General features: G+C 46.9%; 14 protein-coding genes. 6 read left to right on the top strand and 8 right to left on the bottom strand.

Going from position 1 to position 12,450, the window contains the following annotated elements:
• The first annotated feature begins 95 nt into the window (after positions 1–95).
• Positions 96–365 (top strand): ArsR/SmtB family transcription factor, encoded by a 270-nt coding sequence (locus tag GO755_RS18200; protein WP_157586629.1) that lies wholly within the window; start codon positions 96–98, stop codon positions 363–365.
• Between the two features lie 94 nt (positions 366–459).
• Positions 460–1,551, top strand: coding sequence for an alkene reductase (locus GO755_RS18195; RefSeq protein WP_157586627.1), 1,092 nt, complete (start codon positions 460–462; stop codon positions 1,549–1,551).
• A 129-nt stretch (positions 1,552–1,680) separates the two neighbouring features.
• On the opposite strand, the gene GO755_RS18190 is transcribed toward GO755_RS18195, so the two are convergent.
• The gene (locus tag GO755_RS18190; RefSeq protein ID WP_157586625.1) at positions 1,681–2,628 is read right to left on the bottom strand and encodes a PLP-dependent cysteine synthase family protein; all 948 of its coding nucleotides are present in this window, start codon (positions 2,626–2,628) and stop codon (positions 1,681–1,683) included.
• 152 nt (positions 2,629–2,780) lie between these two features.
• On the opposite strand from GO755_RS18190, the gene GO755_RS18185 reads away from it, so the two are divergent.
• Positions 2,781–3,677, top strand: a complete 897-nt coding sequence (locus tag GO755_RS18185) for a cyanophycinase (protein ID WP_157586624.1) — start codon at positions 2,781–2,783, stop codon at positions 3,675–3,677.
• 93 nt (positions 3,678–3,770) lie between these two features.
• Here the strand turns inward: GO755_RS18185 and purQ are convergent, their stop codons facing one another.
• From purQ to GO755_RS18155, 6 genes are all read right to left on the bottom strand, one after another.
• Positions 3,771–4,460: a phosphoribosylformylglycinamidine synthase subunit PurQ gene (purQ, locus tag GO755_RS18180; RefSeq protein WP_157586622.1), complete on the bottom strand. Its 690-nt coding sequence runs from the start codon at positions 4,458–4,460 to the stop codon at positions 3,771–3,773.
• A 74-nt stretch (positions 4,461–4,534) separates the two neighbouring features.
• Positions 4,535–5,467: a bifunctional metallophosphatase/5'-nucleotidase gene (locus GO755_RS18175; protein WP_157586620.1), complete on the bottom strand. Its 933-nt coding sequence runs from the start codon at positions 5,465–5,467 to the stop codon at positions 4,535–4,537.
• Positions 5,445–6,185, bottom strand: coding sequence for a 5'-nucleotidase C-terminal domain-containing protein (locus GO755_RS18170; protein ID WP_157586618.1), 741 nt, complete (start codon positions 6,183–6,185; stop codon positions 5,445–5,447). The genes GO755_RS18175 and GO755_RS18170 overlap by 23 nt, the downstream gene beginning before the upstream one ends.
• A gap of 83 nt (positions 6,186–6,268) precedes the next feature.
• Positions 6,269–7,414, bottom strand: coding sequence for a hypothetical protein (locus GO755_RS18165; protein ID WP_157586617.1), 1,146 nt, complete (start codon positions 7,412–7,414; stop codon positions 6,269–6,271).
• Positions 7,415–7,518: 104 nt separating this feature from the next.
• Complete coding sequence (gene ahcY / locus GO755_RS18160; protein ID WP_157586615.1) at positions 7,519–8,829, bottom strand: adenosylhomocysteinase; 1,311 nt, start codon at positions 8,827–8,829, stop codon at positions 7,519–7,521.
• A gap of 185 nt (positions 8,830–9,014) precedes the next feature.
• Positions 9,015–9,479, bottom strand: a complete 465-nt coding sequence (locus GO755_RS18155; RefSeq protein ID WP_157586613.1) for a RidA family protein — start codon at positions 9,477–9,479, stop codon at positions 9,015–9,017.
• Between the two features lie 140 nt (positions 9,480–9,619).
• Between GO755_RS18155 and GO755_RS18150 the strand changes: the two genes are divergently transcribed.
• The 3 genes from GO755_RS18150 (at position 9,620) to GO755_RS18140 (ending at position 11,303) form a co-directional block, all read left to right on the top strand.
• Positions 9,620–10,111, top strand: coding sequence for a MarR family winged helix-turn-helix transcriptional regulator (locus GO755_RS18150; RefSeq protein WP_157586611.1), 492 nt, complete (start codon positions 9,620–9,622; stop codon positions 10,109–10,111).
• A 10-nt stretch (positions 10,112–10,121) separates the two neighbouring features.
• The gene (locus GO755_RS18145; protein WP_157586610.1) at positions 10,122–10,586 is read left to right on the top strand and encodes a GNAT family N-acetyltransferase; all 465 of its coding nucleotides are present in this window, start codon (positions 10,122–10,124) and stop codon (positions 10,584–10,586) included.
• Positions 10,587–10,718: 132 nt separating this feature from the next.
• Positions 10,719–11,303: a fasciclin domain-containing protein gene (locus GO755_RS18140; RefSeq protein ID WP_227686990.1), complete on the top strand. Its 585-nt coding sequence runs from the start codon at positions 10,719–10,721 to the stop codon at positions 11,301–11,303.
• Between the two features lie 7 nt (positions 11,304–11,310).
• Here the strand turns inward: GO755_RS18140 and GO755_RS18135 are convergent, their stop codons facing one another.
• Complete coding sequence (locus GO755_RS18135; RefSeq protein ID WP_157586608.1) at positions 11,311–12,417, bottom strand: serine hydrolase domain-containing protein; 1,107 nt, start codon at positions 12,415–12,417, stop codon at positions 11,311–11,313.
• Positions 12,418–12,450: the final 33 nt, after the last annotated feature.

Below are 12,450 nucleotides of genomic sequence, written 5' to 3'. Positions count from 1 at the left end.
TTAATTGGGTCTCCAGGGTTATTCTTGCCAACGTATTGATCAAGCGCTTAGCAAAGAGCGCACCTTAACAAATCGTTTTTTGTTAGGTTTGTATTATGGATTCTAAATCATGCGAGAAGGCAACGAGCGCTATCGCCGATAAATATCGGCTCTCGATTTTATTGGAATTGGCAAAACGCGAAAGCATGACCCCATCGGAGATTCAGGAGTTGACAGGTTTGTCGCAGCCCTGTGTCTCACACCATGTCAAGCTCCTCACAGAAAGTGAGTTAGTGACTTCAGCCAAGGAAGGACGAAATGTTTATCTGCGTCTTAATAAAGATACTACCCGACAATTATCTGATTTTCTGTCGAAGTTGACCTAAAATTTTTACCAAAAGCATTTAAACTTTTAAATATATAGAAGTGTTCTCTGCCCGAATATAATACACTAACTCGTATCCTTACTGATACCGACCAATGGCACAAACACTTTTCGCGGCTGCTACACTAGGCAACCTAACGCTTCAGAATCACATCGTCATGGCTCCCATGACTCGTAATCGCGCTACGGCTGATCATGCGGTAACGCCCATTATGACAACGTATTATGCGCAACGGGCATCGGCTGGTCTGATCATAACCGAAGGTGTAGCACCCTCGCCAAATGGCAATGGGTATGCTCGTGTTCCGGGCCTTTACACAAAAGCACAAATTGCTGGCTGGAAGAACGTTACTGATGCGGTTCATGAAAAAGGTGGTAAAATCTTCGCGCAGTTGATGCACACCGGTCGTATTAGTCACGTCGCTAATATGCACGAAGGTGCCGAAGTGGTAGCTCCTTCAGCCATTGCTGCTGCCGGACAGATTTATACCGATACCGATGGGATGCAGGAGCAGCCAACGCCCCGCGCTCTGACAACAGATGAAGTAAAACAAACGGTGCAGGAGTTTGTACAGGCAGCTCAAAATGCTATTGAAGCTGGCTTCGATGGTGTCGAAATTCATGGGGCCAATGGCTATCTGGTTGAGCAGTTTATCCGGTCTACATCGAATAAGCGAACTGACGAATACGGTGGTTCAGCTGAAAACAATGCACGTTTTGCCCTTGAAGTTGCAGAGAAAATATCACAGGCTATCGGTAAAGAAAAAACGGGTATCCGTTTGTCTCCTTATGGCCCATTTAATGACATGCCTTACTCACCAGACGACGATAAAATCTATCACTATGTGGCCGAAAAACTGTCTGATTACGTCGTATATGTCCACCTTGTCGATCACTCCTCGATGGGCGCACCGGCTGTTGATCCGGCAATTGTAGAAGCTATCCGTGCGAACTATACGGGAACTCTGATGCTGAGTGGAGGGTATGATGCCGAGAGAGCTGAAACCGCGCTGGCCAGTGGTAAAGCTGACCTGATTGCCTTCGGTCGTCCATTTATTGCCAATCCCGATTTTGTGGAGCGCATCAAAACCGGTGCAGAATTGAACCAACCCGATTTCTCTACCTTTTATACCACTAGCGAACAGGGTTACACAGATTATCCAGCGCTGGAAACGGTGAAAGCCTGATAAGTTTGAGAAAATAACTGATAGTGTAGCTTACCTGCGGGTTCAATAAGCTACAACAGGTAATTAACAATTTTATCCAGAGAGGCACAGAAGGTTAAAGTGCTGTGCCTCTCTGGATAAAGATTTTACTCAGGCATCGTATAAATCGCCCGCAAGATATTTCATACCCGAGTCGCAGGCTACCGTTACTACTGTATGGCCTGGCCCTAACTCCTGCGCCAGTTGAACGGCTGCCGCAATATTTAAACCACTCGAAATTCCGGCAAAAATACCTTCCTCCTTTGCCAGTCGGCGGGCCATTTGGCGGGCATCCGTTTCGTCCACAGCGCGAGCTTCGTCGTAAAAATCTTTCGCTAGCAACGGCGGAACAATCCCGATAGCAATTCCTTCTACCCGATGACTACCAGGTTGTCCTTTCGATAGCAACGGCGCCGATGCGGGCTCAAGCGCCACAATACGAGTCGCCTGTCCAGCTGCCCGCAAGGCAGTTGAAACACCCATGAGCATACCGGCTGTACCGACGCCCCCGCAAAACGCATCGATCGGACGACCAAGCTGTTCTAAAATCTCTTCGCCAATTAGCTTGTAGCCTTTTTTAGAACTAGGGTTGTTGATTTGATCCGTAAAAAAGGCATCGGGACGCTGTGCCAGCTCACGTGCACGTTCACGCATGGTTGGAATGAGGTCTGGGGTAATTTTCCCTCCCAGACTCGGCACAATAACCAGATCGGCTCCAAACGCCCGCATGGTTTGGAGCTTCTCTTTCGCAAAAGCATCAGATGTAACGATCTGCATCCGATATCCTTTTACGGCACATACAAACGCGAGCGATGTTCCTGTGCTCCCACCTGTGCATTCAACTACGGTCATACCCGGTTGCAACGCCCCGCTTCGTTCGGCTTCTTCGATCATGGCAAGTGCCATGCGGTCTTTGTAAGAACCCGTGGGGTTGTAGTATTCCAGTTTTACGAATACATCCGCACTGTCTGGTCTGACTACTTTATTAAGATGAACGAGGGGCGTTTGGCCAATGGCTGCCAGGGTATTGGCCGCAATGGCAGGAGCTTTCTGTGACATGGTTAAACGGAATAGCAGCTTAAAAATAAGTTTATTTAAAACGATTTCGACGTATGGCTTTCTGAAAAACAAGCAGTTGACGCAAAATCAGGCATATTGGTTAACTTTGGATACTGTGTATCCGGCACAGCACAATCAAACTACAATCTGATATGAAAAAGCACTTCACGTTATCTTTCCTCTTGCTATTTCTTCTGGTCAACTTAAGTCATGCACAAACGGTAGCTGCGTCTAAAATGGTAGGACCCGAAAAAGGGGCGCTGATTATTGTAGGCGGAGGAGCTATGGGCCTAGAACTCTGGAATCGCTTTGTTGAGCTGGCGGGTGGACCAGCCAATGCTAACATCGTTATTATCCCAACGGCGGGCGAAGATTCTTCGGCTAGCAGTGCTCCCCGCGAAAAAGAAAAGCTGCTTAGCCTGGGTGTAAAAAACATAACCATCATGCACACCCGCGATCCGAAAGTAGCCAACCAGGAAGCCTTTGTAGCTCCATTGAAGCAGGCTACGGGCATCTGGTTTGTTGGTGGACGTCATTGGCGACTGACAGATTCGTATCTAAATACACTAGCGCACAAAGAATTTAACGCTGTACTTAACCGGGGTGGAGTTATTGGGGGTACGTCGGCAGGAGCTACGATTCAGGGATCGTTTATGGTACGTGGTGACACCAAAGGCAATTCAATTATGGTTGGCGATCACACGCAGGGATTAGATTTTATTCATAATGTTACCATTGACCAGCATTTTCTGCGCCGGAATCGCCAATTTGACCTTGTCGAAGTCATAAAAGCACGTCCTGAATTACTCGGTATCGCTATTGATGAAGGAACCGCTATTGTTGTACAACAAAATACGTTTGAGGTACTAGGCAACTCCTATGTAGGTATCTACGAAGCGAATCAAATTGCGAACAGCACAAAGTATCCATCTGGACAAAACAGCACCGGTGGCCCATTTTATTTCCTCAGCAAGGGGCAAAAATTTGATTTGCAGGCAAGAAAAGTCATCGACACACGCCCAGCACGGCCAAACGAACCAGCGAAGTAAACGCATCAAAAACAGTCAGCGGTTGTCAAGTGTAGCCAGTAGTGTTGATCAACACCTGACTACGCTTGACAACCGCTGACTGTTTTCTGACGATTAAACCAGTACGGCCTTGAGAATCTGATCCATGATCAGTCGGCCATCCATATTCCCCAGGACTGGATCGGCAGCTCGTTCGGGGTGAGGCATCATGCCAAACACATTTTTGCCTATGTTGGTCACGCCCGCAATATTTTCCAAACTTCCGTTAGGGTTGGCGGTATCTGTAATGGCTCCAGTTTCGTCGCAATACCGGAAAAGGACCTGGCCATTATCATTTAGGGATTTCAGCGTGTCGGCATCGGCAAAATAACGTCCTTCGCCGTGAGCCATCGGAATTTTATAAGCTCGGCCTGAATCAAGACCAGCCGTTAACAACGCATCGGGCGACTGGGGAGTCAGGTAAATATTTTTACAAACGTATTGCTGATTAGCATTACGAAGTAAAACCCCTGGTACTAATCGCGCTTCAGCCAGAATTTGAAATCCGTTGCAGATACCCATCAGGTAGCCACCACGATTAGCGTGGGCAATTACCTCATTCATAATGGGCGAAAACCGGGCTACTGCTCCCGTACGTAGGTAATCGCCGTAGGAAAACCCGCCAGGTAGGATAATAAAATCACAGCCTTGCAGGTCATGATCTTTGTGCCAGAGTTTAATGACCTCCTGGTCCATCAGTGTCAGTGTATCTACTGCATCCTGATCGCAGTTAGAGCCGGGAAAAACGACAACGCCAAATTTCATAAAAGCATAAAGAGCGAAAGAGTGAATGAGCGAAAGAGTGGTTAGCGCCCCAGCATTCCACTCTTTACGCAAAGTTACTTCACTTCAACGGATTTTCCGGCACTTGAAACAGCTTTACCGTGTTCAAATGCCAAGTCGATTCGACCCAGATTGATCCCTGCAAAGCCAACCTGATTGATCCACACAGGCTGTCCATCGAGATTATTGACGGCTACCGGCGCATCCAGAAATGTATGCGTATGACCACCAATGATCAAATCAATATTTTTGGTTTTAGCCGCCAGTACGTTGTCGGAGACTGTTGGCTCATTGTATTTGAAGCCCAGATGCGATAAGCAAATGACGTAGTCACATTTTTTATCCGTCCGCAACTGAGCTGCCGTATCGTTCCCAATTTCGATGGGATCTAGGTATTTAGTTTCCTTATACGCTTCTTTCGGAATCAGACCCGCTGGTTCGATTCCTAACCCAAAAACGCCCACTCGAATACCGTCTTTCTCAAAGAGTTTATATGGCATGGTTTTCCCATCCATGACCGTGTTTTTGAAGTCATAATTAGCAATCAGCAACGGAAAGCTAGCCTTGCCGAATTGGGTAACCATATTATCGATTCCCCCATCGAAATCGTGGTTACCAATGGTTCCGGCATCGTAGCCCAGCCGATTCATAGCCAGAATTTCGGGTTCGCCTTTGTACAAATTAAAGTAAGGTGTTCCCTGAAAAATATCGCCCGCATCGAACAGGAGTACATTTGGCTGCTCCTGTCGAATTTTTTTGATTAGCGTGGCTCGCCGGGCTACACCGCCTTTACCCGCATTGCGACTTCCATCCATTGGAAACGGGTCCAGCCGGCTATGCACATCGTTGGTATGCAGGATGGTTAGCGATGACGTTTTCGCTCTGGCAGAGGCTGGATGGGCTAGTACATCTGGTGCAACCGAACTAACAACGGCAGCTGTACCAAGCAGTTTAAGAAATTGGCGTCTATTCGATGCTAATGCGTCCATCAGAAACGGGATTAATGGGTTGATTGGTTTTGCCTTGCTGCCGAAAATAATCGATCAGAGCATCCCGCATGAGGTAATTGATATTTTCGCGCTTGATGGCATTCTTCAGAAAATTGGCGTTATCGCCCCCATCAGCTACATAATCGCTCAGGACAACCGTGTAGGTTTCATTGGGTTGCAGTGTTCGGCCATTTGTAAATGTTACAGATTGAGTCTGCTTATCGTGAAGTTTAGCCCGAATTCCACCTACAACCAGCCCACTGCCTTTTGCAAAATGATCCAATAGTTGTTGCAGCATATCGCCTTTTACAGTCAACACAATCAACTGATTATCGAATGGCATAACCTCAAAAATAGAACCAATGGTGACGTTGCCTTCGGGCAAATTGCTCCGAATACCCCCATAATTCAGGTGAGAGCAGTCAATTGGTTTACCGTATCGCTGGATAGCCTGCTGAAGCAGAGCATCTGTGAGCAAATCATTGAGTGGTGCATCTGGCAATCCTTTCTCAATCCGCGCGGTTGAGTGAGTCAGCACCTCGTTCATGGTTTTATCGAGATTCTGCCGATAAGGTTTCAGGAAGTTGGCAACGCTGGTATCAGATGACGCAGCCAGCGAATCTACTCCAATACGATTAGCAGTTCGTTGCGTAAGGTGGTAGCCGGAATTACAGGCTGACAAACCGGCTAAAGCCAGTAGCAGAAGGTATTTTTTCATACGTATCTGCAAGTTCGGAAACTCTTTGCAAACCTGCGTTAACAAATCGTTAGAAAGCACTCGTCCAAGTTGGTAATACAACCTTAAATGACTTTACCTGGCAAGGCAATTACTGTGTGCTCTGGTTTATAATGCACCTTGCGCGTTCGCCCAAAGCCGCCCAAACCGATTTGCAGATTAAAGAGACCGCCCGAAAAGGGCTTCTCGTCCAGAATTGGGCTATATGATAGTTTTGTTCGCACAAACCAGAAGCTATGTTGCGAAAGATCAAGCTTAGGTGTATTGTCACCTAACTTAATATCAAATACAAGGCCTACTGTGGGCGAGTGGGTTAGTAGCGATAACCCTTTGTAGCGTTCATCCTTTCGATCACGGGGAGACAAATCGAAAAGCAGGTAACCGACGTATGGAATTATCCGGCTTCGTGGCCCGTCATAAATAACACGACCCAGTCCCAGTTCGAACAACATGGGACTAATAGGCATGTCTTTTTCCCATTGTTGGTTATTATGCCAAAAACCCGCCCGTAGCGTACCATTGTAAAGGGTTGGGTGTAACATCAGCATTGTACGTTGCAAAGCAATGTCGATACCAAACACAACTCCCGCCGATATATTGAGCGTTTGAGCAAGCGAACCTGTTGCCTGAATTCCACCCCCACCAAAGAACACCCCATAGCCAATTTTAGAGGAACTAAAGGTAGTTACCAGATCAGGCGTATCGTAAAGTTGCTGAGCGATCTTTTTCTCCCATTGTTGCAGGGCCTGCAAATCATCGCCCCCACCGGTTTCGGCCCGAAATCGATTAACTTCAGCCCCCAACTCAGAGTTGGTCAGGTACTCGATTTGTCGGGCTTGCTGCTTAAACTGACGATCGGCTCCAAGTGCCATTAACTTGGCTTTCATCTGGCGGGTATGCACTTCCACCAAATCGAACAATATCTGATTATAGGCCAGGGTCCGCTCATTCCTGGCTGTTTCGGATACCCACGACAGGTTGCGAAACATCAAACAAAATGACTCAATAGCTGGCTGACTCCAGATGGAGGTTGGGCGAACTTCGTAACCAATCTGATAATAAAATTCGGAGCCGCCTAAACCGGGTTGTGTAGGCGAATGAAAATCGGAAAGTTGCAAACGTCTAGTCGCGCTCCAGTGTAGCGTGTCGATAGTTACCTGCGCCGAACCGAGCAGGGGAGACAGTAACAAGAGCAGCAGCAGGCGTTTCATGGTAAAGGCTTCATTTCCATGTGTCAATACTAACAAATTTAAAGCAAAAAAACGCGGCTCCGTTTCCGAAGCCGCGCCAAAGCACTGAAAATCTTATATTTAAATTAATACCGATACATTTCCGACTTGAACGGACCTGCAACTGGGACGCCAATATAATCGGCTTGTGCCTGCTCCAGTGGCTCCAATTTAGCGCCTACGTGAGCAAGGTGCAAAGCGGCCACTTTCTCGTCAAGGATCTTCGGCAGAACGTATACTTTATTCTCGTATTTATCCGAGTTAGCCCACAACTCCAATTGCGCCAGTGTCTGGTTCGAGAACGAGCATGACATTACAAATGAAGGGTGACCCATAGCACAGCCAAGGTTCACCAAACGGCCTTCAGCCAGTACGATGATTTCCTTGCCTTTTACTTCATACATGTCAACCTGTGGCTTGATCTGGCTCTTCGTGTGACCATACGTTTCATTCAACCAGGCCATGTCAATTTCGTTGTCGAAGTGACCAATGTTGCAGACAACCGCTTTGTCGCGCATGGCTTCAAAGTGACGACCTTTAATGATGCCCACATTTCCTGTTGCCGTCACGAAAATCTGTGCGCGGGGTACTGCTTCGTCCATTGGAATCACTTCAAATCCATCCATAGCAGCCTGAAGTGCACAAATCGGATCAATTTCGGTTACCAGAACCCGGCAACCAGCTCCCCGCAACGACTCAGCCGAGCCTTTACCTACATCACCATAACCAGCTACAACGGCCACTTTACCAGCCAGCATCAGGTCGGTAGCGCGACGAATAGCATCGACCAGCGATTCGCGGCAGCCGTATTTGTTATCGAACTTCGACTTCGTTACCGAGTCATTTACGTTAATGGCAGGCAGGTGCAATGTACCATTCTTCATCCGCTCATACAGGCGGTGAACACCCGTCGTGGTTTCTTCCGACAGACCTTTGATGTTCTGAATCAATTCAGGATACACATCGAAAACCATGTTGGTTAAGTCACCACCATCATCAAGAATCATGTTGAGCGGTTGGCGCTCTTCGCCGAAGAATAACGTTTGCTCAATGCACCAGTTGAACTCTTCTTCGTTCATCCCTTTCCACGCATAAACCGGAATTCCGGCAGCAGCAATGGCAGCAGCGGCATGATCCTGTGTCGAAAAAATATTACAGGACGACCAGGTCACCTGGGCACCCAGTTCAACCAGCGTTTCAATGAGAACGGCGGTCTGAATGGTCATGTGCAGGCATCCGGCAACGCGAGCACCTTTGAGCGGTTGCGAAGGACCGTATTCGGCACGAAGCGCCATCAAGCCAGGCATTTCAGCTTCAGCAAGTTTGATTTCCTTGCGGCCCCACTCGGCCAACGCAATGTCCTTAACCTTGTAGGGGACGTAGGTTGATGTTTGCATATCGATTTGCGATTTGTGACGTGTTCAATACAAATGTATGACTACCACTTCACGACGTTTTGTTTCTTAGTAAAGTGCAAAAATAAGAAGCAGTCAGCAGAATCCCTATTTGAGCCAAAATACTTTAGTATCAGCTTATTTAAAGGAACTGGGGATTTTGTTGCTAGATATTCTGTCTATAGTCCTCATTTTAAGGCGACAGTCGCTTCAATTTCAATCAATACATCTTTGTCATACAGACCCTGTACACCAACGTATGTGCTTGCTGGTGGATTAGGTGCGGTAAAATACTGCCCCCTTATTTCCCGTACGATGCCGATCTTTTCGGCATCTGTATTGACAACATAAGTCGTTGTTTTAATGACGTCGGCAAAGGTAGCGCCCATTGAGGCTAATGCTATTTTGAGGTTTTCAAGTACCTGCTTCGTTTGTCCGCGGAAATCACCTTTGTTTATGATTTCGCCCTTTGCATTACTCGATACCTGCCCTGAAATGTAGGCAACTCGGCTCGCTTGTATCACTACGATCTGGGTGTAATTTTTAGAGGTAGGCAAACCAGGTGGATTAATGTACTGGAGTTGCTGACCAAATAGAGCGGGCGCACTTAATAGCAGACTTAGTAAGAGAAGAAATTGTCGAATGTGGTTCATAAGCATCGTTTTTTCTAACAAATCTATCCAATGAGCGCGTATCACTACTAAGGCGTTCGATAGAAATAATTGAACGGTTTCTTGACAACGATAAAAGTTTTTTCTAATTATGTAACTTCTTACGTAAGTACTTACATATTATGGATTTTATGGCCGAAATGGCCGAGTTAGCGCTTGCCAGCCGACTCAGGCGATTAAGTGATGTGTATTGGCAGGGCGTAACCGCCACCTATCGGCAATCGGGAGTGGATTTCGATGTGCGCTGGGCAACCATTTTTGTGCTCATTGCCCGGCAAGGACCCGTGGCCGTTATGGAAATAGCTGATCGACTGGGCATTACTCACCCCGCTGTAATTCAGGTAATTAATGAACTGGAAAAGCATAATCTGATTACATCTGCCAAGTCGGAGCAGGATGGCCGAAAACGATTGTTGACGCTTAGTGAAACCGGCCTCGAGATGCTCCCTAAACTCCAGCCTTTATGGGATGCCTTTATTGCGGTCAATCAGGAGATGCTGGGAAACCAGACGCACAATCTGCTAGCCTCGCTCCAGGAAATGGAAGACCAATTGGCCAAACGCACCTTCTATGACCGTATTCAGGATCAATTGAACCGAACGAAAATTAATTAATTGCAAGACCATGACTGACATTTCTATCATTTCCTACTCACCTGAATACCAACCTGATTTTAAGCGTCTGAACATCGAATGGATTTCCCGCTATTTTACAGTTGAACCGCACGACCTGGAGCAGCTAGATCAACCCGAAACGTATATCCTGCCAAACGATGGCCAAATCTTTCTGGCCAAGATTGGCGACGACATCGTTGGTTGTGTAGCTATGATCAACATGGGAGCAACAGGTTTCGAATTGGCTAAAATGGCTGTTTCACCGGGTACACAAGGAAAAGGCATTGGCAAAAAACTATGTGTAGATGCTATTGATTATGCTCGACAACTAGGTATTAAAACTGTCTGGCTGGAATCGAACCGGATACTTACGCCAGCGCTTACTATGTATGCCAGCGTGGGCTTCCATGAAGTCCCTAGTGTACCAACGCCCTATAGTCGTGCTGATATTCGGATGGAGATGGCCCTGAAATAAGTCTCAATAAATTAAGAAGCGATTTAAATCCACTCAGCTTAGTATGGGTCAAAAAACAATCAAGGATTTGCAAGGTTAAGCCTACGCTCAACTATCCAGTATTCCACTCTGGCTAATGAAAATTGATTAATCATGAAACCGAATCATACGATTGTTTTTTGCCTGACAGGGTTCGTCCTTTGCAGTTTGCCAACCGTTGCCCAGAACATGCCTTCGGCAACTTCATCTACGACAAATGGCGTTTTGATAGCAAGTGGCGTGAAAACCGGCAATACGCTGGCTCTCAGTGCGGCCGAATCGCCTGACCACACTACATTGCTTCAGTTGCTGAAAGCTTCAGGGTTAACAAAACAGGCTTCAGGGGCAGGTCCTTATACAGTTTTTGCCCCCAACAACGGCGCTTTTACTGAATTTTCGAAGGAGGAACTAGATGAATTACTCTTGCCATCAAGCAAAAACCGGCTCATTCAATTACTGGCTTACCATGTTGTGAAAGGGCGGCTAACCTCTGATCAACTGAGAGATGGGCAGACGCTAACTAACCTGACGGGTCAAATTTTAACTATACACAAGCAGGAAGACCACATCACCATCGAAGACGGACGCGGCACGGTCGCCGATGTTATTCAGGGAAACGTTCGAGCCACCAACGGTGTAATATATTCTATCAATAAGGTACTGCAGGCAGCTTCAGCGAAGGGGCCCGTAGTTCGATAAAACGACGTTATTTCTCGACCAGCGATTCTATCGTTTTCAGAATAACCGGCAACTTTTCGTGGGCGTTATTACAAAGCAGAATGATCGTTTTATCGGCATCGATATAGCGAATAATCTGCGTTTTATAGCCGGGATTATCGCCATCGTGCCATACGACTTTACCCAGCTTATCGCTCTGCTTCAATTCCCAGCCAAAGCCATAATGTGTGAACGAACCATCAGTCAATTTGGCTGGCACAAAGGCATCTTTGAGGGTCTGTTGGCTCACTAGCTGATTGGTATATAAGGCACGATCCCATTTCAACAAATCGCCGACCGTGGAACTGATGCGACCGGGTCCTTTTCGGTTGCCCAGCCAAATCGCATAATTGAATTCGGGGAAGGAGTCAGCTCGTATGTATCGTTTTTTTTCAGGCACGTACATATACCCCCAGGCCATGTCTGGCAATTTAATCTTCTCCTCGCGAGTACGAATATCTGTATGTGTCATACCAACCGGCCTGAAAATTCGCGTCCGGCAAAATTCGATAAAATCTTGCCCCGACGCCTTTTCGGTAATGCTGGCGAGGAGCATATAGCCCGTATTGCTGTATTCATATTTGGCCCCCGGCTCAGCTAATTTAGCCGGGTGATATTGAATCAAATAGGCAATATTATCGGCGTTGTTCGCCACCTTGCTTTTATCCCAGTGTTTGTCCATTACATCCTGATAATCAGGCAAGCCAGACGTATGATTCAACAGATGCCGAATGGTGATACCGGGGTACGGCAAACCTGGAATGTACTTTTCAAGTAGATCATCGTAGGCTAATTTACCCTGCTGCTTTAGCATCATGATGGTCATAGCCGTAAACTGTTTTGAGACTGACGCCAGTTCGAAAATGGATGCCGTTGTTACCGGCTCTTTCGTCTCGAAATTTTTATAACCAAATGCCTTCTGATAAACTGGCTTACCCTTGTCGGCGATGAGCACGACGCCACTAAAGTCGGGTACGCTGGCGAAGAGCGTGTTTAACTCTTTATCCAATAAAGCGGGTGAGTTCGTCTGAGCCTGTGAAAGGGAGTTCAATAATAAAGTAAGTATGAATAAAATCGTAGCGGGGCTGGTTTTCATGCAGGAGCGGTTGTATAGGTTTACCAAATTAAG

The organism is Spirosoma arboris, from assembly GCF_009754945.1.
GTDB lineage: Bacteria > Bacteroidota > Bacteroidia > Cytophagales > Spirosomataceae > Spirosoma > Spirosoma arboris.
The sequence above is the reverse complement of the archived record's forward strand: the minus strand, read 5'-3'. Positions and strand labels throughout refer to the sequence as shown.

Excerpts from the sequence above, each read along its gene's own strand:
- GO755_RS18200 (WP_157586629.1), top strand. The coding sequence starts at position 96 with ATGGATTCTAAATCATGCGAGAAGGCAACGAGCGCTATCGCCGATAAA.
- GO755_RS18195 (WP_157586627.1), top strand. The coding sequence starts at position 460 with ATGGCACAAACACTTTTCGCGGCTGCTACACTAGGCAACCTAACGCTT.
- GO755_RS18190 (WP_157586625.1), bottom strand. The coding sequence starts at position 2,628 with ATGTCACAGAAAGCTCCTGCCATTGCGGCCAATACCCTGGCAGCCATT.
- GO755_RS18185 (WP_157586624.1), top strand. The coding sequence starts at position 2,781 with ATGAAAAAGCACTTCACGTTATCTTTCCTCTTGCTATTTCTTCTGGTC.
- purQ (WP_157586622.1), bottom strand. The coding sequence starts at position 4,460 with ATGAAATTTGGCGTTGTCGTTTTTCCCGGCTCTAACTGCGATCAGGAT.
- GO755_RS18175 (WP_157586620.1), bottom strand. The coding sequence starts at position 5,467 with ATGGACGCATTAGCATCGAATAGACGCCAATTTCTTAAACTGCTTGGT.
- GO755_RS18170 (WP_157586618.1), bottom strand. The coding sequence starts at position 6,185 with ATGAAAAAATACCTTCTGCTACTGGCTTTAGCCGGTTTGTCAGCCTGT.
- GO755_RS18165 (WP_157586617.1), bottom strand. The coding sequence starts at position 7,414 with ATGAAACGCCTGCTGCTGCTCTTGTTACTGTCTCCCCTGCTCGGTTCG.
- ahcY (WP_157586615.1), bottom strand. The coding sequence starts at position 8,829 with ATGCAAACATCAACCTACGTCCCCTACAAGGTTAAGGACATTGCGTTG.
- GO755_RS18155 (WP_157586613.1), bottom strand. The coding sequence starts at position 9,479 with ATGAACCACATTCGACAATTTCTTCTCTTACTAAGTCTGCTATTAAGT.
- GO755_RS18150 (WP_157586611.1), top strand. The coding sequence starts at position 9,620 with ATGGATTTTATGGCCGAAATGGCCGAGTTAGCGCTTGCCAGCCGACTC.
- GO755_RS18145 (WP_157586610.1), top strand. The coding sequence starts at position 10,122 with ATGACTGACATTTCTATCATTTCCTACTCACCTGAATACCAACCTGAT.
- GO755_RS18140 (WP_227686990.1), top strand. The coding sequence starts at position 10,719 with ATGAAACCGAATCATACGATTGTTTTTTGCCTGACAGGGTTCGTCCTT.
- GO755_RS18135 (WP_157586608.1), bottom strand. The coding sequence starts at position 12,417 with ATGAAAACCAGCCCCGCTACGATTTTATTCATACTTACTTTATTATTG.